The sequence below is a fragment of the Bacillus tuaregi genome (assembly GCF_900104575.1).
Classification (GTDB): Bacteria; Bacillota; Bacilli; order Bacillales; family Cytobacillaceae; genus Bacillus_BD; species Bacillus_BD tuaregi.
Genome location: NZ_LT629731.1, coordinates 216122 through 241527 on the forward strand (window position 1 = coordinate 216122; position 25406 = coordinate 241527).

29 protein-coding genes and 1 riboswitch are annotated in these 25406 nt (G+C 43.1%); of the genes, 18 read left to right on the plus strand and 11 right to left on the minus strand.

Annotation, left to right across the window (positions count from 1 at the left end):
* Positions 1 to 188: 188 nt before the first annotated feature.
* Together BQ5321_RS03400 and BQ5321_RS03405 are read left to right on the plus strand one after the other, a co-directional pair.
* Positions 189 to 866, plus strand: a complete 678-nt coding sequence (locus tag BQ5321_RS03400; protein WP_071393220.1) for a response regulator transcription factor — start codon at positions 189 to 191, stop codon at positions 864 to 866.
* Positions 859 to 2055, plus strand: a complete 1197-nt coding sequence (locus BQ5321_RS03405; RefSeq protein WP_071393221.1) for a sensor histidine kinase — start codon at positions 859 to 861, stop codon at positions 2053 to 2055. The genes BQ5321_RS03400 and BQ5321_RS03405 overlap by 8 nt, the downstream gene beginning before the upstream one ends.
* A 71-nt stretch (positions 2056 to 2126) precedes the next feature.
* On the opposite strand, the gene BQ5321_RS03410 is transcribed toward BQ5321_RS03405, so the two are convergent.
* Genes BQ5321_RS03410 through BQ5321_RS03425 form a run of 4 tightly spaced genes read right to left on the minus strand, consistent with a single transcriptional unit; the run spans position 2127 to position 4512 of the window.
* The gene (locus BQ5321_RS03410; RefSeq protein ID WP_071393222.1) at positions 2127 to 2687 is read right to left on the minus strand and encodes a ferric reductase-like transmembrane domain-containing protein; all 561 of its coding nucleotides are present in this window, start codon (positions 2685 to 2687) and stop codon (positions 2127 to 2129) included.
* 1 nt (position 2688) lies between these two features.
* A complete protein-coding gene (locus BQ5321_RS03415) occupies positions 2689 to 3621 on the minus strand; it encodes an FAD:protein FMN transferase (RefSeq protein WP_071393223.1) in 933 nt (310 codons plus the stop codon).
* Positions 3587 to 3838 (minus strand): hypothetical protein, encoded by a 252-nt coding sequence (locus BQ5321_RS24190; protein WP_071393224.1) that lies wholly within the window; start codon positions 3836 to 3838, stop codon positions 3587 to 3589. Before BQ5321_RS24190 ends, BQ5321_RS03415 begins: the two co-directional genes overlap by 35 nt.
* 11 nt (positions 3839 to 3849) lie before the next feature.
* A complete protein-coding gene (locus BQ5321_RS03425) occupies positions 3850 to 4512 on the minus strand; it encodes a copper amine oxidase N-terminal domain-containing protein (protein ID WP_071393225.1) in 663 nt (220 codons plus the stop codon).
* A gap of 271 nt (positions 4513 to 4783) precedes the next feature.
* Between BQ5321_RS03425 and BQ5321_RS03430 the strand changes: the two genes are divergently transcribed.
* From BQ5321_RS03430 to BQ5321_RS24790, 5 genes are all read left to right on the plus strand, one after another.
* Complete coding sequence (locus BQ5321_RS03430) at positions 4784 to 5308, plus strand: CBO0543 family protein (RefSeq protein ID WP_071393226.1); 525 nt, start codon at positions 4784 to 4786, stop codon at positions 5306 to 5308.
* 188 nt (positions 5309 to 5496) lie between these two features.
* The gene (locus tag BQ5321_RS03435; RefSeq protein WP_071393227.1) at positions 5497 to 5838 is read left to right on the plus strand and encodes a metal-sensitive transcriptional regulator; all 342 of its coding nucleotides are present in this window, start codon (positions 5497 to 5499) and stop codon (positions 5836 to 5838) included.
* 13 nt (positions 5839 to 5851) lie between these two features.
* Positions 5852 to 6058 (plus strand): copper chaperone CopZ, encoded by a 207-nt coding sequence (gene copZ / locus BQ5321_RS03440; RefSeq protein ID WP_071393228.1) that lies wholly within the window; start codon positions 5852 to 5854, stop codon positions 6056 to 6058.
* Between the two features lie 98 nt (positions 6059 to 6156).
* Positions 6157 to 8571, plus strand: a complete 2415-nt coding sequence (locus BQ5321_RS03445; protein ID WP_071393229.1) for a heavy metal translocating P-type ATPase — start codon at positions 6157 to 6159, stop codon at positions 8569 to 8571.
* 17 nt (positions 8572 to 8588) lie between these two features.
* On the plus strand, positions 8589 to 8720 hold the full coding sequence (locus BQ5321_RS24790) for a hypothetical protein (protein ID WP_261798734.1): 132 nt from the start codon (positions 8589 to 8591) through the stop codon (positions 8718 to 8720).
* A gap of 125 nt (positions 8721 to 8845) precedes the next feature.
* Here BQ5321_RS24790 and BQ5321_RS03450 read toward each other — a convergent pair whose 3' ends face one another.
* On the minus strand, positions 8846 to 9115 hold the full coding sequence (locus BQ5321_RS03450) for a hypothetical protein (protein WP_071393230.1): 270 nt from the start codon (positions 9113 to 9115) through the stop codon (positions 8846 to 8848).
* Between the two features lie 353 nt (positions 9116 to 9468).
* Here BQ5321_RS03450 and BQ5321_RS03455 point away from each other — a divergent pair, with 353 nt between their 5' ends.
* Both BQ5321_RS03455 and BQ5321_RS03460 read left to right on the plus strand, forming a co-directional pair.
* Positions 9469 to 9747 carry a YwdI family protein gene (locus BQ5321_RS03455; protein ID WP_071393231.1) on the plus strand — a complete coding sequence of 93 codons (279 nt, stop codon included), beginning with the start codon at positions 9469 to 9471 and terminating at the stop codon, positions 9745 to 9747.
* A 40-nt stretch (positions 9748 to 9787) separates the two neighbouring features.
* Positions 9788 to 10159 carry a DUF423 domain-containing protein gene (locus BQ5321_RS03460; RefSeq protein WP_071393232.1) on the plus strand — a complete coding sequence of 124 codons (372 nt, stop codon included), beginning with the start codon at positions 9788 to 9790 and terminating at the stop codon, positions 10157 to 10159.
* A gap of 115 nt (positions 10160 to 10274) precedes the next feature.
* Here the strand turns inward: BQ5321_RS03460 and gerQ are convergent, their stop codons facing one another.
* Positions 10275 to 10814, minus strand: a complete 540-nt coding sequence (gene gerQ / locus BQ5321_RS03465) for a spore coat protein GerQ (RefSeq protein ID WP_071393233.1) — start codon at positions 10812 to 10814, stop codon at positions 10275 to 10277.
* A gap of 371 nt (positions 10815 to 11185) precedes the next feature.
* Positions 11186 to 11929 (minus strand): hydrogen peroxide-dependent heme synthase, encoded by a 744-nt coding sequence (hemQ, locus tag BQ5321_RS03470; protein WP_071393234.1) that lies wholly within the window; start codon positions 11927 to 11929, stop codon positions 11186 to 11188.
* Positions 11930 to 12206: 277 nt separating this feature from the next.
* Between hemQ and pta the strand changes: the two genes are divergently transcribed.
* The gene (gene pta, locus BQ5321_RS03475) at positions 12207 to 13184 is read left to right on the plus strand and encodes a phosphate acetyltransferase (protein WP_071393235.1); all 978 of its coding nucleotides are present in this window, start codon (positions 12207 to 12209) and stop codon (positions 13182 to 13184) included.
* A gap of 188 nt (positions 13185 to 13372) precedes the next feature.
* Positions 13373 to 14212, plus strand: coding sequence for an octanoyl-[GcvH]:protein N-octanoyltransferase (locus BQ5321_RS03480; protein ID WP_071393236.1), 840 nt, complete (start codon positions 13373 to 13375; stop codon positions 14210 to 14212).
* A 97-nt stretch (positions 14213 to 14309) separates the two neighbouring features.
* On the opposite strand, the gene BQ5321_RS03485 is transcribed toward BQ5321_RS03480, so the two are convergent.
* Positions 14310 to 15044, minus strand: coding sequence for an RsfA family transcriptional regulator (locus tag BQ5321_RS03485; protein ID WP_071393237.1), 735 nt, complete (start codon positions 15042 to 15044; stop codon positions 14310 to 14312).
* A 431-nt stretch (positions 15045 to 15475) separates the two neighbouring features.
* Here BQ5321_RS03485 and BQ5321_RS03490 point away from each other — a divergent pair, with 431 nt between their 5' ends.
* The 5 genes from BQ5321_RS03490 to BQ5321_RS03510 all read left to right on the plus strand — a co-directional run bounded on the left by BQ5321_RS03490 (position 15476) and on the right by BQ5321_RS03510 (position 20741).
* Positions 15476 to 15700: a YuzB family protein gene (locus BQ5321_RS03490; RefSeq protein ID WP_071393238.1), complete on the plus strand. Its 225-nt coding sequence runs from the start codon at positions 15476 to 15478 to the stop codon at positions 15698 to 15700.
* Positions 15701 to 15904: 204 nt separating this feature from the next.
* On the plus strand, positions 15905 to 16723 hold the full coding sequence (locus BQ5321_RS03495; RefSeq protein ID WP_071393239.1) for a nitroreductase family protein: 819 nt from the start codon (positions 15905 to 15907) through the stop codon (positions 16721 to 16723).
* 504 nt (positions 16724 to 17227) lie between these two features.
* Positions 17228 to 17304: riboswitch (glycine riboswitch) on the plus strand.
* 156 nt (positions 17305 to 17460) lie between these two features.
* Entirely contained in the window at positions 17461 to 18639 is a 1179-nt protein-coding gene (locus tag BQ5321_RS03500; protein WP_071393240.1) for a phosphoglycerate dehydrogenase, read from the plus strand.
* 251 nt (positions 18640 to 18890) lie between these two features.
* Positions 18891 to 20213, plus strand: coding sequence for an HD domain-containing protein (locus tag BQ5321_RS03505; RefSeq protein WP_071393241.1), 1323 nt, complete (start codon positions 18891 to 18893; stop codon positions 20211 to 20213).
* 18 nt (positions 20214 to 20231) lie between these two features.
* Positions 20232 to 20741 carry a YwgA family protein gene (locus tag BQ5321_RS03510; RefSeq protein WP_071393242.1) on the plus strand — a complete coding sequence of 170 codons (510 nt, stop codon included), beginning with the start codon at positions 20232 to 20234 and terminating at the stop codon, positions 20739 to 20741.
* 143 nt (positions 20742 to 20884) lie between these two features.
* Here the strand turns inward: BQ5321_RS03510 and BQ5321_RS03515 are convergent, their stop codons facing one another.
* Both BQ5321_RS03515 and BQ5321_RS03520 read right to left on the minus strand, forming a co-directional pair.
* Complete coding sequence (locus BQ5321_RS03515) at positions 20885 to 21181, minus strand: hypothetical protein (RefSeq protein WP_071393243.1); 297 nt, start codon at positions 21179 to 21181, stop codon at positions 20885 to 20887.
* Positions 21182 to 21356: 175 nt separating this feature from the next.
* Entirely contained in the window at positions 21357 to 21545 is a 189-nt protein-coding gene (locus BQ5321_RS03520) for a 2-hydroxymuconate tautomerase (protein ID WP_071393244.1), read from the minus strand.
* A 183-nt stretch (positions 21546 to 21728) separates the two neighbouring features.
* Here BQ5321_RS03520 and BQ5321_RS03525 point away from each other — a divergent pair, with 183 nt between their 5' ends.
* Together BQ5321_RS03525 and BQ5321_RS03530 are read left to right on the plus strand one after the other, a co-directional pair.
* Complete coding sequence (locus tag BQ5321_RS03525; protein ID WP_071393245.1) at positions 21729 to 22391, plus strand: site-2 protease family protein; 663 nt, start codon at positions 21729 to 21731, stop codon at positions 22389 to 22391.
* A gap of 222 nt (positions 22392 to 22613) precedes the next feature.
* Complete coding sequence (locus BQ5321_RS03530; protein ID WP_071393246.1) at positions 22614 to 23123, plus strand: YwhD family protein; 510 nt, start codon at positions 22614 to 22616, stop codon at positions 23121 to 23123.
* Positions 23124 to 23307: 184 nt separating this feature from the next.
* Here the strand turns inward: BQ5321_RS03530 and BQ5321_RS03535 are convergent, their stop codons facing one another.
* Entirely contained in the window at positions 23308 to 25395 is a 2088-nt protein-coding gene (locus tag BQ5321_RS03535) for a transglycosylase domain-containing protein (protein WP_071393247.1), read from the minus strand.
* Positions 25396 to 25406: the final 11 nt, after the last annotated feature.

Below are 25406 nucleotides of genomic sequence, written 5' to 3' on the forward strand. Positions count from 1 at the left end.
ATTCTAAATAAATGGTACTTCGATTCGGATTCAGTGGGGGTACAAAACCCAGCTGAATGAAGTTAAGACTCCGGCGAGTCTTGCGATTTATTAAAGGTAGTTTACCCGAGCGAGCTCAGGTAATCCGGACGCAAATTCGACGGGCGAATTTGATAAAAATGCAGACTTAATAAAGGAAGTGCATTCTAGTGGATATCTTATTTGCTGAAGATGATGAAGGGCTAGGAAAATTAATCTTTCATTTGCTGCAGAAGGAATTCAATCGGGTGGAGTGGGTAAAAGACGGGCGATCTGCATATGAATATGCCTTATTAACTGATTTTGATGTCGTGATTCTTGATTGGATGATGCCAGAGATGAACGGATTGGAAGTATGCAGCCGCTTAAGAAAAAAGGGTTATAAAGGCTGCATTATATTCTTAACGGCAAAGGATTCGATTGAGGATGTCGTATCAGGTCTTGATTCGGGTGCGGATGACTATCTTGTTAAGCCGTTTAAATTCGAGGAATTGGCGGCGAGGTTACGGGCGCTTTCAAGAAGAATTGAAAGGCCGTTTGAAGAGATTCTCTCCTGTAATGGACTGCAGTTAAATTTGAATACACATGTAGTTGAGCGAAAAGGACAGACCATCGAGCTTTCTAGGAAGGAGTATGCCTTATTAGAGCTGCTGCTGCGGAACAAGCACCAGACGATGACAAGGGAGGTTCTATTGGAAAGAATCTGGGGCTTTGATGTGGATGTCACGGAAAATGCTCTTGATGCGCTTGTGAAGCTTGTTCGGAAAAAGATTGATCTGCCCGGACAGCCGTCGATGATCAAAAACGTCAGAGGTGTTGGCTATACATTGAGGGATGGTCATGTTTAATAATGTTAAGGCAAGACTCACCATTCTCTATACAGGCTCGCTGCTGCTGATCTTAATTCTATTTATTCTCATCTTATATGGATTTATTTCAGGTGCCATTAAAAAAGAGGAAATAAACGAACTCGATTTGTTTTTTGAAAATGAAAGGCATGAGCTGTATGAGGAATATTATGAGCACGAGCATCGGCATCTCGAGTTCAAAGAAGAAAGAAAGATTTTCTATTATGTGGTAGACAAGAATCAGCAAGTAGTAACTGGAGAAGAAACGATAAGAGGCTTGTATCCCTATCTGCCTGCTATGGAGGAGCCAAATAGTACGAGAGAAATAGAATGGGAGAAATCCCATTTATTAGTCAAAAGCTATCCTTTAGATAGTATCGGCACGGCAATCATTGGAATGGACATCACAAATGAAAAACATTTGATTCAAAATATTATCTGGATTCTCGTAGTGTTCACCGTTCTGTTTAGCATTTTGTTTGCCTGGGTTGGACAATTTTTTGCCGGGCAGGCGATGAAGCCGATTCAGACAGCCTTTCTAGCACAGCGGAAATTTGTCTCAGATGCTTCCCATGAGTTAAGGACGCCATTAAGCATTTTTTACAGCACAATGGATGTTCTTTCAGAGGAGGAAAATCTAAGCCCGTTCGGAAAGGAAGTACTGGAGGATGGAAAAAATGAAGCAGAAATGATGAATAAGCTGCTAAACGACCTGTTATTTTTAGCAAGAAGCGACCAGGGAAATATGGAATTAGATATGGAAGAATATGATTTATCTAGTCAATTACATTCCTGGTTAACCGGATTCTCACGCACCATGCCTGCTCATTTGATGCTGAAATGGGAGATTGAGGATCATATTGCTATGCAGGGTGATAAAGTGCGGATGCAGCAGCTGTTGTATATATTGCTGGAAAATGCCGTCCGTTATACAAAGGAAGGCAGCATTATCTGCACGTTAAAAAAGAATCAAAAAATCATATTAAGTGTAGAAGATACAGGTATCGGGATTGCACCGGAGGAGCTCCCGCAAATTTTTGACCGCTTTTATCGAGGGGATGCAGTTAGAAAAAGAGATGGCTCGGGACTCGGATTATCGATTGCGAAAACCATTGTTGAAGCTCACGGCGGAACGATAGAGGTAAAAAGCAAGGTGGGAAAAGGTACTCAATTTATCGTAACGATGTAAAGCGATATCGTAAACACGTTAAAGAGTAAGAACCATAGCGGATTCTTACTCTTCTTTTCATTCAGTAGACTCTATTCATGATGAATTTTTTTGGCAGTAGTGTGAAGCATCGTCTCTGCATAACGTAAAGCCAGCAAGGCTAGGATGAGGATGAATCCACCGCCATATAAAAAGGCAGCCCATGGTTGGGTGGAATCTGTACCAATCAAAATGCCGTGCAACACCATTAATAACCACGCAGGAATGACGAGTAAATGGAGCCTTTTCCAGACAGAGCGGCCTAGTTTTTTTATGAAAAAATCTGATGCTGCCATCGTCATGAGAAATAAATAAAAGGAGAGTGTCCCTAATGCTGATAGGATTGGGGCATTCTGTGCTGAGAAAGGAAGTACTAGCTCCAAGAGTGAGTAGGGAACATACGCGTCCTTCCATAGTAAGATGCTATGAAAAATGATGGTCAAAAATCCTGCCCAGCCGCTTGTTTGATGCAGCGCTAGCATGAGGGGCTTGTCTTTCCGGAATACCATCATACGGGCCAGTAATCCGAATGCTAAAGAAAGGGTTAATAGAAAATAGGCAAGAAAGCCAGACAAGCGGATGAGGCTCCAGCTTGAAATAAACGCAAGACTCATTCTAGGAACTCCTTCCAGTAACAACCTGTTTATCTGTTGTCACAAATACATATTGATAGTTTTTGATTATTTTACTTAAAACCGTATGGGGTGATGGGTGGTCACTCATAAAACAAATCTTGGCGCCGATTTCAGCATCCAGACAATGCTCGGTTATAACAGTTGCTTGAATAAGTGAGGACTGAACAGGCATGGCGGTTCGTCCATCTAATAAATGGCTTTTTTGGACACCTTCCTGCAGCCAGCTTCGATAAATCGTATTAGAGGTAGCAATCCCTCCATTCAAGATGGTAAAGGTGCCAATTTCCTTGACCTCGTCTAAGGGATCCATTACGCCAATCCGCCATGTTTTTTCTCCGTTCGACCAGACGGCGATATCACCGCCGCCGTCAACCATGCCAAAGCGGGCACAGGCCTCTTGCTGCAGCCATTTCGCGATAGCTTCAACTGCATAGCCCTTGGCAATACCACCTAAATCAACTTTTTTCTCCGTTTTCTTTGTGATAGAACCATCGCCATGGAAAATAAATGGTTCTGGCTCCATCTTATAAAAGCTTAGAGTTTCTGTTGCTTTTTTAGCGGCTGGAAATGGAAACGACTGATAATAGCCGTGGTTTTCCAGCTGTGTGAGCATACAGACTGAAAAGCGACCCTCTGTTTGCATGCGATAGTCCTCTGCCTTTTTTAATAGATCATATAAAAGAGGGGAGACATTCACGGTAGAATTCAGGCTGGCTTCGTTGAATCTCCATAATTCATTGTGTGTTTTGAATCTAGAAAACTCACTATCAATATAGTGAAGAAATGCTGTAACAGTCTGCTTCCAATCTGGCACTTCACTATTTGATATCGCTATATAAAATGTGCAGTTCATAGCCTCAATCGATAGCGTGTCGAGGTTAGTCTCGTGCGGACCTTCTAGTATTTCGATCATTTTCGGAATTCCCTCCATCATTGCTAATTTGGGGAGTGAAATCACTCCAGTCGAGCTGAACAAGCTCCTTTTCCCGCTCGCTCATGTTGTCATTGATTTCTGCTGAAAGAGTACCTTGCTTAGCAGGAGCGGGCTCATCTAACGTACTGAGAATAAACGCGGAGAAGGCAGCACCTGTAATGCCCACAATCCATTTTGCTTTTGTGTTTACTTTCATGTTCTTTCACCTCATATTTCCTGTAGGATAATCGTTGATTTTCCCTCATCCCAATTCACACGGAAACCTAATCCATTGGCAATTACGGAGATGGGGAGATAGACAGATTTTTCATAGTAAAAGCTTTTGGTAGGCATCGGAGCTTTGACCATGTTTTCATAGGCGGCATTCGTTCCAGCCCGAACAATGAGCTCTTCCTTGCCCATTGAAAGCTCGAGTATTTTGCTTTGCTGGTAATAGCTGGACTTTGCACCTATAAATTTAGCCACCTTTTCACCGGGAACAAGCAGCTGTCCGGATTGCGGAATCACGTAAAAAAGCTCGCTTTTGTTGTTTAATTCAATGCCTACTTCCTTTGCTTCTTGAAAGGGTAGCTCTGTGTTTGAAGTACTGCTGCTTATTTCTCGTGTCCATAGATTCCAATGAGTTTGTATTGGATTACTTTCATAACGTATGTCGTTTTCGTAATAATCGCTATTATCATCACCCTCCGCTTCGCCCTCCCAATATTTTTTGTCATCATCGTCCTCGTCGTCTTTTTCATACTCATGCTTCTCATATCTCTCATACTCCTCGTGATTATCATCCCCATCTGCAAGAGCAATTGAGCCTGATTGAAAGATGCAGAGTAGCATGATTAAAGATAAAGTCGATTTTGTCCCTTTCCATTTCATTTTCTGATACCTCCTTTATAGAGAACACTTTAACCTTGGTTTCTGAAAAAGGACTGAAAGGGAGAGGGGGAATTTTTTGTAGAAAGAAAAAAGTTAAAAAGAAGGAATTTGCTTCTTTATGAATGTTTCACGTGAAACATGTCGTAAGGTGGTAAAAGGAGGGGCTTATAATAGGAGGATACCTATTAATAGATATGCATAGAATATTTGTTTTAAATTTCACTATTTGAAACAAAATAAGCAGAGCAAATAAAAAAAGGAAAGAATGGATATGCATCTTACTCTTGCGTTAATTAGTATTTTTGCTGTATGGCTTAGAAAGGATTACCGAGAATGGAAGGAATATTATTCAACGCTGCAGTATATTGCCTTAGGGAATCTTACCTATAATTTCCTTTGTGCCGAGCATTGGTTATGGCAGCTGTCACCGGATTGGGAATGGTTTAATCATTCATTGCTGGAGGTTGGCCATACCTTTATTACGTTTCCATTAAGCATTTTGATGTTTTTGGTGCGTTACCCGGAAGGTAAGGGGAGCTGGAGAATTCTGTGTCACTATTTATTTTGGATTGGGATTTATGTTGCATTTGAATACATCTTAATGATAAGAGGGAATATCATCTATAAATACGGCTGGGGACTGCAATGGTCAGCCTTATTTGACTGTATCATGTTTCCGTTCATGCGGCTCCATTATAAAAAGCCGTTATTTACCTTGATTATTAGTGTCCCTGTCACAATCTTTTTAGTGTGGCTGTTTGACGTACCTGTATCAGTACCGATTTCGGAAAGATGATGGTAAATCGGGGACTGTTTCTTAATGCGTTCACAGCTGTGAATGCGTAAAAATGCAGTCCTTATCTTTATAAGCTTCTACAGATAGGCACAATCAACAACCATGTATAGTAGGAAATTTTTTTTAAAAAAGGAACTTTACATAGGGTACCCCCGTATACTATAATCAGAATCAAGGAGGGATCGTCAATGTCATCCGAATTTGAGAAAGACCCTATGCTAGAAGGCGATGATTGCTGTCATTCAGGTGAACGGAAGAGTCATCACTCCGACAAAATGAAGAAGAATCTTGAATCCAGATTGAATCGGATTGAGGGTCAGGTTCGGGGCATTAAGCGGCTAATTGAGAGAGATACTTATTGTGATGATGTCATTACACAGATTGCTGCTACCCAAGCCGCCTTAAACAGCGTGGCGAAAATCCTTTTGGAAGCCCATATGAAGGAGTGCGTGGTTGATCGTATTCAAAGCGGGGATTTAGAGGTTGTTGATGAAGTACTGGTAACAGTCCAAAAATTAATGAAAAAGTAAGGAGTCGATCATAATGGAGAAAATTACCCTTAATGTTGAAGGTATGTCTTGCGGTCATTGCGTAAAAGCCGTTGAAGGCAGCGTAGGTAAATTAAATGGTGTGGCAAGTGTGAAGGTAAGTCTTGAAAATAAAACAGTTGATGTGGAATATAATGCAGCTGAAGTTACAGTGGATGCGATTAAGGAAACGATTGACGATCAAGGCTATGATGTAAAATAGGTGAGTGGGTCAGGAGGAGCGGACATGTTTTTTTATAAAACAGACGCTCTCTCTTTTTTAAAGAAAATATACCCTATGTAGGTATGAGGTGACTGGAAATGAGTGAAAAAACAACGGAAAGTCAGTTTCAAATCACTGGTATGACGTGTGCGGCGTGCTCAACTCGGGTTGAAAAGGGTCTGAACAAAATGGAGGGCGTACAGGCTGCGAATGTCAACCTGGCTCTTGAAACCGCTACGGTGAAATATGATGCGGCTGTCATGAGTCCGCTAGAGATTCAGAAAAAGGTCCAGGATCTGGGCTATGATGTGGTGACAGAGAAAAAGGAATTAGAGATAACCGGTATGACGTGTGTGGCATGCTCAGCCAGAATTGAAAAGGGTTTGAATAAGATGGCTGGAGTCCTGCAGGCCAATGTCAATCTAGCGTTAGAAAAAGCAACCGTGGAATTCAACCCATCGGCCATTTCCGTGATGGACATGATCCAAAAGGTTGAAAGCCTTGGTTATGGGGCGATTGTTAAAAGCGAGGAAAATGAGCAGGATGCCGTTGATCACCGACAAAGAGAAATGACCAGGCAGCAAGGAAAATTTATCTTCTCGGCGATTCTTTCCTTCCCGCTTCTCTGGGCGATGGTAGGACACTTTAGCTTTACCTCCTCCCTCTATGTTCCAGAGGCGTTTATGAACCCGTGGGTCCAGCTGCTGTTAGCGACACCTGTTCAATTTTTCATCGGAAAGCAGTTTTATGTCGGAGCCTATAAAGCACTGAAAAATAAAAGTGCGAATATGGATGTCCTGGTTGCTCTTGGAACGTCTGCGGCTTATTTCTACAGCTTGTATTTATCGCTTCAAACGATTGGCCGTGACGCTCATTCTGTTGGACTTTACTTTGAAACAAGTGCGGTCTTAATCACGTTAATCATTCTTGGGAAATTGTTTGAAGCACGGGCAAAGGGCCGTTCCTCGGAAGCGATAAAGAAGCTGATGGGTCTGCAGGCAAAAACAGCCACGGTAGTCTGGAACGGTGAGGAAATGACGGTTCCGCTTGAGGACGTTATCAGCGGGGATGTTTTATTAGTCAAACCTGGCGAGAAAATCCCGGTTGATGGTGAGATTCTAGAAGGAACGTCGGCCTTGGATGAGTCGATGATTACCGGTGAAAGTGTCCCGGTGGATAAAACGGTCGGGGATACGGTCATCGGCGCAACGATAAATCGAAACGGCTTTTTGAAAATAAAAGCAACAAAGGTCGGCAAGGAAACCGCGCTGGCGCAAATCATCAAGGTGGTTGAGGAAGCGCAGGGCTCAAAGGCACCAATCCAGCGCTTGGCTGATTCCATTTCAGGTATTTTTGTTCCGATTGTGGTTGGAATTGCCGTAATCACGTTTTTGATTTGGTATGTATGGGTCGATCCGGGCAACTTTGCTGAGGCGCTGGAAAAGCTAATTGCGGTCCTTGTCATTGCCTGTCCTTGTGCCTTAGGTCTAGCGACGCCGACCTCGATTATGGCTGGCTCTGGCCGGGCTGCCGAATATGGCATTCTTTTTAAAGGCGGGGAGCACCTGGAAATGACGCACCGTATTGATACGGTTATTTTAGACAAAACAGGTACGATTACAAATGGGAAGCCTGTTCTCACAGATGTTGTGACGGATATGGAGGAAGCGGAGTTCTTGCGCCTTGTCGGCTCGGCGGAAAGGCAATCCGAGCACCCGCTGGCACAGGCGATGGTCACAGGGATTAAAGAGAAGAAGATTGGGCTTGCTGATGTGAGCGAGTTTGAAAATATACCCGGCTATGGTATTAGAGCGGTAGTGAATGGAAAAGTGATTCTCGTCGGTACGCGCCGATTAATGAAGCGGTATGACGTGGAGATTGAACAGGTGCTATCTGTGATGGAAGGCCTTGAAAAGCAAGGGAAAACGGCGATGCTCACGGCAGTGGACGGTGTTTATGCCGGACTTGTGGCGGTCGCGGATACGATAAAGGATACGTCAACAGAGGCAATTAAGCGCATGAGGGATATGGGTCTTGAGGTCATCATGATCACTGGTGATAACCAGCAAACCGCCCATGCGATTGCGAAGCAGGCTGGTGTTGACTCGGTGATTGCAGAGGTTCTTCCAGAGGGCAAAGCGGAGGAAGTGAAAAAGCTGCAGGAGCAGGGTAAAAGGGTCGCGATGGTTGGCGATGGTATTAATGATGCCCCGGCACTGGCAGTAGCTGACATCGGAATGGCGATTGGCACGGGTACAGACGTAGCGATGGAAGCGGCGGACATTACACTGATTCGCGGCGATTTAAACAGCATTGCGGATTCGATTAGGATGAGCCATAAAACCATCCGCAATATTAAGCAAAATCTTTTCTGGGCTCTTGCCTATAACAGCATTGGCATTCCCGTTGCAGCGGTCGGATTCTTGGCGCCGTGGCTTGCTGGGGCAGCCATGGCCTTCAGCTCAGTATCGGTCGTATTGAATGCCCTTCGTCTGCAGAAAGTAAAGCTATAGGGAAGGTGAGATGACAGTTGAAAAAATGGGTCATTTCCGCAGTTGTCTATTTGTTGGTTGTCGTCGGCGGGTATTATGCTGTTACGGGCTTTTCTGAAGCTCCGAGTGATGGTTCTGAGCATAATAATACAGAGCTGCATGGAGAATAGGTCTATTAAAAGTGATCTCTAGTTTGCGCTAGAGGTCATTTTTTTGTCTACATGGTAACAAATGAATGTATGAATTCTACCAGGCGTGAAAAAAAGGATTGGTTTCTCCAATCCTTTTGCTTATTCTAAAAGCGATTCATCATCGTATTTTCTGTACCATAAGGCATTCTATTTGCTGGATCAACGTTCTGCATCATGCCGCCTTTACCGTGGCAATTATCATACATCTGCTGTAATTGCTCTTCAGACAGCTCTGGATGCATTTTTTCCATATAGGGCTTCATTTCTCCAAAGCCTCCTAGAAAACCATTGCTTCCCTCTGCGAAGGCGAATGTACCAGCCCCGCCTAAAATAATAGCACCTGCTACGATTCCAATGATTAATTTCTTTTTCATAGCCTAACAGCTCCTTCCCATATAACTATCATAGCCTTAAACTTTCGAGAATGTATTCAGAAACTATGGAGAAATTGTTAAGATTAATAGAAAAAAATCTGGTTGCTTACCTTTAATGGTGAGAAATGGCAGTTGCCGTTGGAAAAGAAATGTTTCACGTGAAACATGTATAATCATTGTGTAACTTTATGTTGCTTAAGGTGGCTGAAGGGAGATTACGGAAAGGAATGCTTAAAGGCTGTAATTTGTTGTAAATTCATGTAGAATAAAAGAGAATTTGACAGCAGCGGTTGCTGCTATATATGGTAGGATAATAACACCAATGATAATAACAGAATGTTCTGGAGGTAACGATGGATATTTCAGTAAACAAGCTTCTAGATAAAATCGGAAGGGAGCTGCAGGCAGCGAAGCAGGCAGATTCCGAAGCGAAAATACGTGAGCATGCCTATGCTATGAAGGCTCTTTGTGAGCTTGTTCTAGAGGAACCGTTACAACATCGACAAGAGATGAGCAGACCGGTTCCACCAATGACAGCAGCACCATTTCAACAACAGCCTATGACCATGCAGCCGCAGAAAAAATTACAGGTAGAGGATGGCGCAAACGGCGATTCGATTTTTGACTTTTGAGGACAAAATAGAAGCAAATAGAAAAGGGAGAGGGAAGAGGATGAAATTATTTGTTGTTTTAGGGGCGATACTGGCAGGCTTATCTGTTGCTCTAGGGGCATTTGGAGCACATATTTTGGATGGAAAGCTTGAGCCAAAATATATGGATACATGGGGGAAGGCTGTAACGTACCAAATGCTGCACTCGGTTGGCTTATTAATTGTAGGCATTTTGCTTGGTAAAGTACATTCCAGCTCATTGCTAAACTGGTCAGGCTGGCTGATGTTCATTGGGGTTGTTCTATTCTCTGGCAGCCTTTATGTATTGAGTCTAACGAAAATCAGTGTCCTCGGTGCGATTACTCCATTAGGCGGAGTATCCTTTATTATTGCCTGGGCGTTAATAGTGATTGCTGCTGTAAAATTTTTATAAGACGAAAGAAAGGAGTCTGACATGAGGTCAGGCTCCTTTTCATATGAATTAGTGGTCAGCTTTGGAATTAAAGCGGCAGGGGAAATCCGATTACAAACAAAGAAAATGCTTTTCCCTATCTAGGCGGATAAGTAGAAAGTGCAGCAGGCCCCGCAAATGGATACTCGTATTCTAGTTCTTCTTCAAAGGTGACATAGTCGAGATAAACCATTGGCAGTAAAATCCGCTGTCCTGTCTCTGGATCACTTAGAATTAAATGGTCTCTACCTGCTGCTTCAATGATTCCGACGAAGGTTTTCGCATTCCATTGTGAGTTATTCTCAAAGGTTGCATAAACAGTTGCTAGTTTCCCTTTGTTCAGGCGCAGGATGTTTTCAATGTAGGATTGCTCTACCGGTAGCATTCCAGGGACCTGTGGACCTCCTGCCGACGGTACGGCTCCGGTTGGTGGCAGCATGGATCCGGCACCTCCTCCTGCAGGCGGAATCATCGCACCCGGCATCGCACCCGGCATCGCTCCTGGCATGGCACCCGGCTGCGGGAAAACGGCTGGCTGCATTGGGCCCATTTGAGCTCCGCCGTAAGAGGGCGTTTTATTTCCGTAAGATGGGTAAGACCTGAAATACCCAAACTGATTATAGTTTTGTTGGCTCATTTAATTCCCTCCTAGTACTCTAATCGCAGGCGGTGAAACCTGCGTATCATAATAAAGAAATGCTTATAGAATGCAGACCATGTAAGGAACTGGTTCCTCTGAATGACCTGCAAGCGTATTAAGTAATGTCATGCTGTGTATAAATGAAACTCACTAACTGATAGATATGGGAGGAGAGGGATAAATATGACAAAATTGTAAGACTACCTAAAAATAGTTAGTCCCTTTGACCAGAGGATGGATAGAGGCTAATGAAAAGCTTGGAAATAGGACCGACAGTCGCTGAGTGGAGGTGGAAGCTGGAAAAATACAAAAAAGCCTCCGAGCGTAATCGGAGACTTCTAGTATGTAAGCATATCTGCTTGATTTTTTTATACCTGTAAAAAGGTTTCGATTTTTTCGTCTGCCAGATGGTTACCAACAAAGAAGGAGCCAAATTCACCATAACGTGCACTTACTTCATCGAAGCGCATTTCATAGACAAGCTTCTTAAATTGTAGAACATCATCTGAGAATAATGTAACGCCCCACTCGTAATCGTCAAAGCCGACAGAGCCGGTAATAATTTGCTTTACTAGACCTGCATATTGGCGTCCAATCATGCCATGGCTTCTCATCAGGTTCATACGATCCTCCATCGGAAGCATGTACCAGTTATCATTGCCTTGACGGCGCTTATCCATTGGATAGAAGCAAATATGCTTTGATTTAGGTAGAATTGGATACAAACGCGCACGAATCTGCGGATTTTGATAGGGGTCTTCTTCAGAAGACAGATAATTACTTAATTCAACAACAGATACATAGGAATGAGCAGGAATTGTAAATTCAGCTAGCTTTGTTTTATTGAATTCGTTTTCAATTTCATTAAGCTCTTCCATTGTTGGACGCAAAATCATCATCATGAAATCAGCCTTTTGTCCAACGATAGAGTAAATCACATGACTGCCTTGTTCTTCTTTTTCAGTACGGTTCCACTTGTCTACAAGACCTTGAAACTCCTGAATGGCTGCGTCCCTTTCTTCGCTAGGAACCATTTTCCAGGTTGTCCAATCCATTGTACGGAAATCATGTAAACAATACCATCCATCGAGTGTTTTTGCTGCTTGGCTCATCGATTACCACTCCTTGTTCATACTAACACTTTTCATACACTACTATATCATAGTTTCTCCATATCCTCATGGATGAAACACGAAAAAATCAGAATCATCATTTTTTGGGATAATAATTGATTATATGTAAATAGTAGTAAAGGGACAATTTTACCAATACGAGCAATTATTTAGAAATATTCCAAAAATAGAACATTTATTAGGAAAGTAGCGATTCCTTGAATTTTTGGCTTGGAAGAGTATGCTAATATAGGGAAATATTAAAGGAGGGTAACTCATGAGTGATTTATTCGAAGGTTTAAAACAAAAACTAACAGGTCAAAACCTGAAGATTGTTTTTCCAGAGGGATCAGATGAAAGAATTCTAGCAGCTGCCGGACGTTTGGCAGAGGATAAGGTATTAACACCGATTCTTGTTGGAAATATCGAGCAGATTGAAGCAAAGGCAAAGGAATTAAATGTTTCTTTAGAATCAGTGGAAATCTATGACCCAGGCAGCTATGCTGCATTTGATGAGCTTGTAGCATCCTTTGTCGAGCGCCGTAAAGGAAAGGCGACAGAGGAAGATGCTCGTAAGATTCTTTTAGATGAAAACTACTTTGGCACGATGCTTGTACATACTAATAAAGCAGACGGACTTGTGAGCGGTGCTGCGCATTCAACGGCTGACACGGTTCGCCCAGCGCTTCAGATTATTAAAACTAAGGAAGGCGTCAGCAAGACCTCTGGTGTGTTCATCATGGTTCGTGACGATGAAAGATATGTCTTTGCGGATTGTGCGATTAATATTGCGCCTGACAGCAATGATTTAGCGGAAATTGCGATTGAAAGTGCGAAGACAGCGGAAATGTTTGATATCGAGCCGCGTGTGGCAATGCTAAGCTTCTCGACAAAGGGCTCTGCAAAGTCTCCGGAAACGGAAAAGGTTTCAAATGCTGTGGAAGAGGCGAAGAAGCGTGCTCCAGAATTAGTCCTTGACGGTGAGTTCCAATTTGACGCGGCGTTTGTACCGTCTGTGGCAAAAAGCAAGGCACCAGGCTCTGTTCTTCAAGGGGATGCGAATGTGTTTGTTTTCCCAAGTCTTGAAGCAGGCAACATCGGCTACAAAATTGCTCAGCGCTTAGGTAACTTTGAAGCAGTAGGTCCGATTCTACAAGGACTTAACCGCCCGGTAAACGATCTTTCCCGCGGATGTAACGAAGAGGACGTTTATAAGCTAGCGTTAATTACAGCTGCGCAGGCGTTGAAAAAATAAGGCTGTGTGTTAAAGTGCATCACCTGTGGGTGGTGTGCTTTTTTATTATTAAAGGAAAAGTAGACGGTTGATAGTGCCCATTGGGAGGAAGAAGGAGGTCTGACGGGCACAAAGAACCACCTGCTTTTTTTCTTCATCCTTTTACATGCTATAATGAAGAAATGAAAGCTACAGCAAGGAGATTGAACATGAAAGATACAAAGGATTTATTAGTTCAGGAGCGGTGGAGAGTGATTGACCAGTCTGTCTCCGGTCTTTATATAAGTGCCCTGCAGTCCTTCGGAATGGATGATACACTTTGTACCTCTGTTGGTGCGGGGACAGCTCCGGCATCGGCGCGGGCATGGGTCCACCAACGGACGGTTGTACTAGGAATACAGGATACCAAGCTTCCTTTTTTAAAGGAGGGCATCGATTTTTTACAAGAGCAAGACTATGAAGTCATTGTCCGCAATTCCGGCGGTTTGGCGGTTGTGCTCGATGAAGGAGTCCTCAATCTGACGCTAGTTTTTCCGGAAAAAGAAAAGGGAATTGATATTAATCGCGGCTATGAGGCGATGTGGCAGCTGGTGAAGGATATGTTTGCCGATTTTAACCAAGAGATTGAAGCCAGAGAAATTATAGGCTCCTATTGTCCTGGCAGCTATGATCTTAGCATGGGCGGACAGAAATTCGCTGGAATTTCACAGCGCAGAATCAGAAAAGGCGTAGCTGTGCAAATCTATCTTTGCGTCAATGGCAGCGGCAGTGAACGGGCTGAGCTGGTAAAACATTTTTATGAGCTTAGTAAAAAAGAAGAGGAAACGAAGCAGGTGTATCCGGAAATTATTCCTGAGGTCATGGCGTCGTTGTCAGAGCTGCTTCAGGTTAATTTAACCGTTCAGGACGTGATGCTGCGCTTTTTACAGGTGCTGCAGGCTAAGTCAGAGCAGCTTTTTACTGCATCACTGTCACCGGAAGAGGTACCGCTGTTCGAAGGCTATAATGAAAGGGTCATAGAGCGAAATCAAAGGGTGCTGGGCGAGTAAGGAAGAGGCGTCCGCTAACCGAGTGACTTGGTTGCTAAACTACTAAAAAAGGTCAACAAAAAAAGCCGTTACCATAACGGCTTTTCACACAACTACATTATTCTGCTACCTTTTCAAGGTTTCCGTTCCGGTCCATCTTAAAGGTGGTTGCCGGACGTTCCTCTTCATCAAACAAGGCCAGCTTACGAGCTCTATTCATAATTTTCATTAACGTCTCGTAATCTTCCTGAATCGTTTCAGTATTTTCTTCCATTTCATTAATCTTGGACTCGAGCTCTTTATTGGTTCTTCTTAGCTCGGCGATTTCACGTTTTAATCTTTCATTCTCACTTTTTAATATCTCAACCTGAAAGCCTGAGTTTTTCATATTTTGCAGGTAAGCGACAATTGTATCAAGATTAATGCTGCCCGCAGGCATGTCCAGTGAAGCTTGAATAGAGTCTGGTTGAATGCTAGCTGTCATTTCTTCACTCATTTCCATTGTCATATTTTCATTAAATACTTCAGGCTCGGCTTGTGAGGTCAAGGTCTGCATCTCTTCTATACTTGGCTGTGGCGGTGAGTATAATAGTTTTTTCTTGCCACCTTGATCTTTCCCCAGAATCCGTTGTCGTTGCTTGCGCTGCTTTTTCGCCAGCTGTAAGGCCTTTTCATAGTTATGGCGAACAACCGCATTCCAGCGGAAGCCGCAGGCAGCAGAGGTTCTATTAAGCTTATCGCCTACCTCTTCAAACGCATTTAATTGTGTACTTCCTTCTCTTACATGTCTTAAGACAGTCTCAGCAAGCAGCAAGTCATTTTCTTCTGTCCATGCATCTTGACGAACTTTCATTTCTTCAGCTCCCTATCATATTTTTGTATTTTTATAAAGCGTTATTTTCATCATGTCCAATCTTTTCAAACTTTATACAAGATGATTAAAAGGATAGTAGACTTATGAAAAAACGAATGCATTTTTGCTGTGAATCACATACTAATGAAGACAGATGTGGTTTTATGAAAGGGGCTGGCAAGGAGATAGCGAGGTAGAGTTATGTTTTCCTTCTATCTTTAAAGATATTATTTATATACTTGTTTTAGTAGTTTTCCCTTAAGCGGGGCAACGCCTATAGGATTGGCTTGCAATACAGAAAAAGAAGCGTTAAAATACCTCATAGTGTAAACGTACTAGTATAGCTTAGAAGGAATGAAAATGTGAGAAACAGGCTGTTTTCATATTTCTTATAGATGTTAGTCGAATTGTTAGAAGGGGATGTATTCATTATGGCAAATGAATTCCGTGTCTGTGATGATTGCCAGGCAGTGAATTTAAAAACGTTACTACCAATGCTGAAAAAAATTGACCCGGATGCAGAAGTGCAAATCGGCTGCCAGTCCTATTGCGGACCAGGCCGAAAGAAAACCTTTGCCTTCGTTAATAACCGGCCATTAGCCGCTTTATCGGAAGAAGAGTTAGAAGAAAAAATTAGAAAGAAGCTAAAGCTATAGAATCTTCTCGGGAATTGTCCCCGAGGGGGTTTTTTTGTTTTTGCTTCTGGGTTTTGGAGAACTCTAGCGATAAATGTCTATATAATGGACTAGTTTGTGATAAATCTAACAAATGTTATGAAAGTTTAACAATCAATCCATGGTATTGAATTATGAAAATTCTATAATTAAACTGTACACAAAATAGGAAAGGGAGGTAATTACATGAAAGGCATTTCAAAAAGTCTTCTTCTTATTCCTTTAGCGGGACTGTTATTATTGTCCGGATGTTCCAATGACTCCGCTACTTCGACAAAGGAGACAGATGAGAGTAATGAATCAGTACAAACCTCTTCCGAACTTGATTTAAACAAATGGTTTACCGAAAATGAAAATCTTTGGAGAACTGTTAATAACGGCTCGTGGTCGAACGATCCAAAGGATGCTCCAAGTGATGAGGACCTGGAGAAAATTTTTGATATTGCTATGAAGGGGCAAACAGCTGTCAACTGGAATGAATATTTCTATATTGCTGTTCGTGACCCAAAAGAACAGGCAACCATTATCGGTGATTATTGGGGTGAAGGCTGTACAACCGACGGAACCGTTACGGTCTTAATTCTAGCGGACCAAATTGCAGACCAAGCCGACCATAAAGATCAATATAAAGATTATTACATGCAAACGTCGTTTGCCCTCTTTGATACCGGGTATTCAAACGGATTGTTAAGCATGGGGGCATGGAGCTTAGGCTATCAAACGCATTACTTTGGTACATTGGATGGATCAGCAGTCGCTCCAAAGGGTGAAAGTACGTATGCATATGGCGTCCCTAAATACGATGTAAGCAAATTCCTTGAAGGTAAGAACTATAAGCGCGGCTGGGGATTCCCTGAAGAGAAAACTGAATTTGATGTAGAAGGAAATGCGGTTCTTGTTGGAGCTGTAGTTATCGGTAAAGCAGACCCATCTATTGATGTAGAGACATCTGCCACCCAGCATGGCCGACCAGACAACTGGGCAATCTGGGATCCACAGGAATAACCAATTTATAAATCAATTTTATAGTTTTTTAAAAAGGAACTTACAACTAGTGAGTTCCTTTTTAATTATAGAAAACTTAATTGGGTTCTGGAGGAAGCAATAGAACCGTCCCTCTGATTCCGAACATAAATATTTTTTATAATTATAATGTTCGTGTTAGTTGTTGGTGGATGTTATGGCGTTGTAAGCGTTATCCATAAGAAAATTAGGTTAAAGTCTTAGTTTTAAACACTTGATATGTTTTTTGAAATGAATTATAATTCAAACATTATATTAGTAAATTTTCTGACTTTTATTAAAAGACGAATAAAGCTGCATGTTTGGAAAGCATATTCATTTTTCTAGACATTCTAGAAGTTTAAAGCTTGAATTAATCCAATAATATTGTTAAAATTTAAAATTATTACACAATGGTTCGACAAAATTTTAAAAGTTTTTCAACAAATATCAACATATGAGAGAGAATATTTGCTGGCGAAGAGGGTTATGGTTCACTCTATAACCGGAGCCGCTTCTGGAGAGATTGCATGGTGCAGCGCCGAAGGGTTCACGATCTCAGGCAAAAGGACAGAAGAGTAACAAGTCCTTATTTGTTATTCTTACTTTTTGCGAGGAGATTGGAGAAGTCCAATCTTCTTTTTTCATAGTCATCTTGTCACGATTCAAAAGTAAGATTCATAGTTAACTAACCTTTTTTATAAAACAACCAAAAAGACCAAAGGGGAGAAAAGAAACAAATGTTCACAATTAAAACATTAAATGCAATTGCTGAAGTCGGATTAGAAACCTTCAAAAACAATGAAAACTACAAGATCGATAACGATGCGGCGAATCCGGATGCCATCGTTCTACGAAGCTTTAACATGCACAATATGGAGCTGGATGCTAACGTAAAGGCTGTTGCGCGTGCCGGAGCCGGCGTTAATAATATTCCAGTGAATGAATATACGGAAAAAGGAATTGTTGTATTCAACACACCTGGTGCGAATGCAAATGCCGTAAAAGAATTAGTCTTAACAACATTAATGGCGTCTTCTCGAAATTTATTTGCCGGTATCCAATGGACAAAAGGCCTAGAAGGTAAAGGCGAAGAGGTTCCTAAGCTTGTCGAAGCAGGAAAGAAGCAGTTTGTCGGTAAAGAAATTAAAGGAAAAACACTTGGTATTATCGGTCTTGGTGCGATCGGTGCCCGTGTAGCAAACGATGCGCTTCGTCTTGATATGGATGTCATTGGCTTTGACCCATTCATCTCTGTTGATATCGCTTGGAACCTTTCTCGTAATGTAAAACGGGCGATGAAAATTGAGGAGCTTTATGCGAAAGCTGATTACATTACGGTTCACGTACCATTTACGAAAGATACTGGTGGCATGTTCAATAAAGATTCCTTCGCGCAAATGAAGGATGGCGTTCATATCCTGAACTTCTCTCGCGGTGAGCTAGTGAACGAGGATGATATGGCAGAAGCACTTGTCAGCGGTAAGGTTGGTAAGTACATTACAGACTTCCCGAATGATAAAGTATTAAAAATGACGAACTGTGTCTGCATTCCACACCTTGGTGCCTCAACAACTGAGTCTGAGGAAAACTGTGCCATCATGGCTTCTCATCAAGTAAAGGAATATTTAGAAACAGGAAATATCGTCAACTCTGTTAACTTCCCGAATGCGTCTATTCCTTTTACAGGCAAGCGTCGTGTAACAGCGTTCCATCATAACGTGAAGGGAATGGTTGGACAGCTGACAGCTGTTTTATCAAACTATGACTTAAACATTGCGGACATGGTGAACCGAAGCCGTGGCGATTACGCTTATACCATTATTGATATTGATAATAAATTTAACGGCGACCTTACACCTGCCTTAGAAGAAAATATCGGCAAAATCCCAGGAATCGTAAACGTCCGCATTATCTAATCGAATCGAACGAATAAAGCATTTGCCCTTGGCAGGTGCTTTATTTTTTATGAAAAAAAAGAGTGAAATCCCTCGATTTTAAAAAAGGTTGGATTTTGTTGAATTTTGTAGAGATGTAACGGGGGATTTGAGTATAATAGGAACATGTGAGTGTCCGAAAGAAGACAAAATAGACGAATGAAAAAGTCGGTTCATATATGGTAGCATTTTTACCTTTTACATAATAAATAGACAAGAAAAGAGGGGAGAAAATGGCCTATTCAGAGGAAAAGCTATTGGAGGAAAAGGTGTTCAAGGACCCTGTGCACCGCTATGTGCATGTGCGCGACAGGGTGATATGGGATCTGATTGGGACGAAGGAATTTCAGCGGCTGCGGAGAATTAAACAACTAGGGACAACCTTTTTAACATTCCACGGAGCAGAGCATAGCCGTTTCAACCATTCACTGGGAGTATATGAGATTATCCGCCGGATTGTCGATGACATCTTTGAGGGGCGCTCAGGCTGGAGCCATGACGAGCGGCTGCTTTCCCTTTGTGCTGCGCTGCTGCATGATTTAGGACATGGGCCGTTTTCTCACTCCTTTGAAAAAGTGTTCGAGCTTGACCATGAGTATTTTACCCAGGCCATTATTCTAGGTAATACAGAGGTGAACGCAGTTCTGAAGCGAGTCGGAGAGGATTTTCCGAAAAAGGTTGCTGAGGTGATTGCAAAAACCTATCAAAATAAGCTCGTCATCAGTCTAATTTCCAGCCAAATTGATGCCGATCGGATGGATTATCTGCAGCGGGATGCTTATTTTACAGGGGTCAGCTACGGTCATTTTGATATGGAGCGAATCTTGCGCGTGATGCGTCCCCGTGAAGACCAGGTTGTGATTAAAAAAAGCGGCATGCATGCGGTAGAGGATTATATTATGAGCCGCTATCAAATGTATTGGCAGGTGTATTTCCACCCGGTAACCCGCAGTGCGGAGGTGATCCTGACAAAAATACTCCACAGGGCAAAAGCATTGCATGGGCAGTATTATTCCTTTAAATCGCTGCCTGTCCATTTCTATTCGATTTTTGAAGATGAGGTTACATTGGAGGATTATTTGAAGCTAGATGAGTCGGTCATTCTCTATTATTTTCAAATGTGGCAGGACGAGGATGATCCAATTCTAAGCGATTTATGCCGCAGGTTTATGAATCGGAATCTATTTAAATATGCTGAGTTTGATCCGGCTAAGGAATACAAAAAGCTGGCCGAGCTGTCGATATTGTTTGAGAAGGCGGGAATTGATCCGGAATATTATCTTGTCGTGGATTCGTCCTCCGATTTACCGTACGATTTTTACCGGCCGGGTGAGGAAGAGGAGCGTTTGCCGATTCAATTATTAATGCGAAACGGCGAGATTCGCGAGCTGTCACGAGAGTCGGAAATCGTCGATGCGATTTCGGGTAAAAGAAGAACCGACCATAAGCTCTATTATCCGTTAGATTTCCTTACGGATGATACGACGAATAAGGATATTAAGAGTAAAATTCGCAAGCTGCTGGATATAGAAGACAGTAAATATCCATTGATATAGATTTAGGAGTTGAAAATTGTGCTAAAAGATCATGCTAAGGTCATGCAGGCGATCGCAGCCTCTGGAGAAGTGATTGGGAGGAAGAAGCTGCAAAAGATGATTTATATTTCTAAAAAACTATCCTTTCCGTTCGGAGAAAAATTTCAATTTCACTTTTATGGACCCTACTCAGAGGAGTTAACGGTGCAGGTGGAAGAGCTGTGTAACATGAGATTTCTAGATGAAGTCAAGGAAAAAAAGGGCGGCTATTATCAATATCGCTATACGGTAACTGACAACGGCAGGGAGTTTCTGTCTGAAAACCATGTTGACCTCCCGTATCTGCAGGAATGTCTCACCGATATGAATCATCAAAATGCAAGATTTCTTGAGCTCGTATCTACCGTCTTATACTTTGATAATCTAGCAAAGGAAGAAGTGCAGGAAAAGATTTTTACCTTAAAAAGTAAACAGCGCTATACAACAGAAGAAATTGATAGTGCCTATGAATATATTGCGAAGCTAAAGCAAAAGATAGAGCTTCACTAGACATAAAGTACAGTGCGATTGGGCACTGTATTTTTTTGTTATGTATAAGACCAGAATAAATTGGCCTAGATTTAGGGTGTTTTTGACATGTTATCGTTAGTGATAGTCTGTCATGAATGTAGTGGAGTAAGGTTCAATGGGAGCTACAGGGTCAATTCCCTGTTCATGTAGTCAGCAATCGGCCTTTCAAATTGATTCAAGAGCTGAAGAATATCTGTCCGGTTGCTGTCGTCCATGCCGCGGAGTGATTGCTGGAGTGCATTTACCCAGTAGCGCAGGATATTATCACGGAGCCAGAGCTTTAACAGCAGGATTTCATCCTCTGTCATGGCAGGGTGATCATGAATGTTTTCTTCGTACGCGGTAATGAGCTTTTCAATCGATTCAATATTCTGGTCCATTACATTTTGGATTTGAGCGATTCTAGTCCCGACTTCCATTTCCTTTTCCCCCTTTTGTTATGATAGCTCTTACGTTTATTCTATCAAAAAAATAGGGGCTGTCCTAAACAAAGCTGTCAGGCACATCCTACATAATCTAGTATTCATATGAACTAGGTTAGAGAATAGTACCTGACAACTAACTGGACAGCCCTATTGCTTCAGGGGAAAGCGATTATTCTTGGTCGCTCATGCGCTTTCCTGCAACGGCATAGTGGTTTTTCGTCATTTCTTCGATAAAGACAACAATGGCTTCCTTTGGTGCACCTGTTGTTTCGCTTACAGCATCGGTTACTTTTTCAGCGAGTGCCTTTTTTTGTTCCTCGGTTCTGCCTGCAAGCATTTTAACGGTAACATATGGCATGTCCTTCAGCCTCCTCAAATGGGTGTATATGTATAGAATGGTGAAACTCACCATTCATAGTGTACCACAAGATTTTTGATTTATTTTTTGTTTTGCTTGTGGGATGGCTGGCATCATTTTTCACTTTGTCACTGTAATCATGTATACTTTTATTCAAAGAGCTGATAAAAGGAGTTTTGCCTGTTGGACCTCTCGCAATTTTTGGCATACCCATTAGAAAAAATACCATATGTCGCCCTAACACTGATTATTGCTTTTTCCGTCCATGAATTTGCGCATGCGTTCACGGCCTGGAGATTTGGTGATGATACGGCGAAAAATCAAGGGCGATTGACGTTGAACCCAATGTCGCATTTAGACCCGTTCGGGACGATTCTCATTTTCCTTGCCGGCTTCGGTTGGGCGCGGCCTGTGCCGGTGAATCGCTTTTTCTTTAAAAAGCCGCGTGTAGCCGGGATTACCGTTTCCTTTGCCGGACCGCTGAGCAATCTGATCATGGTTTGTCTGGCGTTTGTGATTTGGTATGGCTTAGTCGCCTCAGGGCTGGCAGCAAGTCTGCCGATGTTTGTTCCGGAATTTCTGGATATTTTTATTCAACTGAATGCGGTCCTGTTTATTTTTAATTTGCTGCCTTTGCCGCCGCTTGACGGCTACCGCATCCTCGAGGATTTGGCACCGGTGGACGTACGCGCGAAGATGACCCAGTTTGAACAATACGGCATGCTGATTTTTCTTATCCTAGTCATCACGCCGCTTGACCGCTACACCATCCAGCCAATCTTTGGCACCGTCCTGCCATGGCTGATAAATGGATTAAATGAATTTTTTTATGGATGGTTTTTTTAAAAGAAGGCTGTGTTAAAAAGCAGTTTTCATTTGGATTAGCAGGTTGATTGAAGTGGAAGGCACGAAGACTCCCGCGGGAGAAGCGAGGCAGTCGAGACCCCGCTAGAACAAAGTGTCGAGGAGGCTAGGCGGTCGCCCGCAGGAAAGCGAAGTGCCTAGAACGGAAATCAACAACCATGTTAATACAGACTTTTTTTAAAGAATGAAAGGGGATTTTTATTGATGGAAGAAAAAAAGAAAAAGAAGCTTGAGTTTAATATTATTAAAAATGAACCTCTCGATGGACATAAGGGGTTCGGGAAAGGCGCATTAAGTCTTGATAACGTGTCACCGGTTATCATTGATGTTGAAGAAGGCGATGCGGTCATCGATATTGGCGCCATGCATGCCAGAAGCGTGGTCGAAAAAGGAATTAAATTTTTACCGAATAAGGATGAGGTGCCAAATGGCAAGCCTTACTGGCTCGTCTGGGTGACGGTGGACCGCGATGAGAGAGGACCGCATTATGCAGGGGTAACAGCGTGTGAAATGACGGTCGACCGTGAGATTCGTAGAGGCTATAAATCGTTGCCAGAGCATGTGAACCGCATGGATAAATCGATTAAGCGCCATATTATTGTCGATCATATGGATGAGAAATCAAAGGCTGTCTTACGGGAATTTCTACAAAACCATAATGCCGATATGTGGGACAGATCCTTGCAGCAGCTGAAGGATGACTTAGGAGCATAAGCTCAGGGAGGGACCCTGGGCTTTTTTTGTTGGAGCGTGGAGGAGGAAAACGGAAGTGGATGTCAGAGCAGAGGCATAGTTCGGACAGAGTTACCAGGAAACCGGAAGAAGAAGTCTGAGATAATCAATCTCCCTTGCCTTACAAAAAAGCTGCACGCCATTTTCTGCATGCAGCTTTCTTCCTTTAAGACCATGGCAGCACCCTTTTATACCATGGGGCTCGGTCGTCATTCTCGTGTTCTTCACGATGCTTTTTCTTTTTCCCTTTTGCTTCTTTTTCTTCTTCTAATAAATGCTCTGTGCAATACTCAGTTGGCTCAGTTCCGGCGGCGAAGTAGGTGTAGCGTTTGACTGGACAGTCCTCGGTAGCCAGCTTTCCGTTAACCGGATCCAAATACATGCCAACCGTCCCTTTAGGGGCTTTAAAGGATTTTTCCGGCGTGCCTTCAAGAGCCTGCTCCATAAACTGAACCCAGACATTTTTGGCATACATTTGATCCAGTCTGCCTTCAATTGGCTGACCGTCATCAAAGCCGGTCCAGACGGCTGTGACAAGCTGCGGTGAAAAGCCAATCATCCAGCTGTCTGTATTGGTGGAGCCGGATTTGCCGGCATAGGTCCGCGTCATGTCGTTGATAATCGTAGTGCCGGTGACACTGGCGTAGCCGTTTAACTTTTTATCAAACATACCTGTCATCATATGTGTCATCACAAAGGCTAACTCCGGCTGCAGTACCGCCTCGGGCTCTGACGAATGCTCATAAATCACTTCACCCTTATGGTTTTCCACCTTTTTAATCATCACCGGCGTGACCTTTTTTCCACCGTTGGCAAACAGACTGTAGGCATTAGCCATTTCAATCACGCGCACACCGGACGTGCCAAGGGCAAGGGAAGGCACCTTCGCCATATCGGAAGTAATGCCAAAGCGCTTAGCCGTTTCTACTAGAGTCTCCTCGCCGAGAAATAGGTGGGTTTTTACGGCATAGACATTGTCGGACAAGGCCAGTGCCTGGACCATTGTCAGATCGTCCTCGGCATATTGATTGTTAAAATTATGCGGCGTATACTCAGCGCGTTCATCATCAAACTTGAAGGTGGTCAGCTCACTGCGCATCGTTGAAGCGGGCGTGAAGCCTTGCTCAAGTGCGGCATAATATAGGAGCGGCTTGATGGTCGAACCCGGCTGACGCTCAGCCTGGGTGACGCGGTTATAAGGGCTTTCCGTATAATCCCGACCGCCAATAAGCGCCTTGACATAGCCGTTTTTCGGATTCATCGCGACAAAGCCGACTTGGATATCAGAATCCTCGGATATTTGCTTTTCAATCGTTTCCTCAGCCATTTTCTGCTGCTCCAAATCAAGCGTGGTAAAAACCTTCAACCCGCCTAGCTCAATCGTTCGATCGTCGAGCTTCAGCACCTGTGATAGCTGCTGTCTGACAGCATCCTGGAAATAGGGCGCTGTGACGAGCTTTGTATGCGGATGCTTGCCGACAATCGTCAGCGACTCCTGCTTCGCTTTGTCTGCTTTACTTTTATCAATTAAATGATTCTCCTGCATCGCCGTCAAGATGATGCCCTGGCGCAGCTTTGCTTTTTCAAGAGAGGCAAGCGGAGAGTATATGCTCGGCCCCTTCGGAATGCCCGCCAGCATCGAGGCCTCGGCCAGTGACAGCTCGGAGGCATTTTTACCAAAGTAAAACTGACTGGCTGCTTGGGCACCGTAGGCCCCGTGGCCGTAATAAATCGTATTCAAGTAGCCCTCGAGAATTTGTTCCTTCGAATAATTCATTTCAAGGCGAATCGTATAAAAGGCTTCGTTCAGCTTCCGCTGCCATGTTTTATCATGCTCAAGATAAAGGTTCCGCGCATACTGCTGGCTGATGGTGCTGGCACCCTGCACCTTTGCCATTGCCTTAAGGTCAGCCAGAGCGGCACCGGCAATTCGCTTGTAGTCAAAGCCGTGATGCTCGTAAAAATTGCGGTCCTCAATCGCCAGTGTGGCATCAATCAGATGCGGGCTAATTTCGTTAAAATTAACCCAGTACCGCTTCTGCCCGTTGTTGCTTTCCCCAATCACCGCGCCGTTGTCGTCATAAATCAGTGTGGACTGCGGAACAGAAAGCGGCGGCGGACCGAGCACCTTCGCATACACCATAATCCCAATGATAAAAAGAACCATCAAGCAGGCAAGAATAAGACAAAGAAAGAATAAGGCCCGTAAATATTTAATCGTTTTGCGAAAACGATGGTCTGTCATGATTTCCATAGTGCTTCACC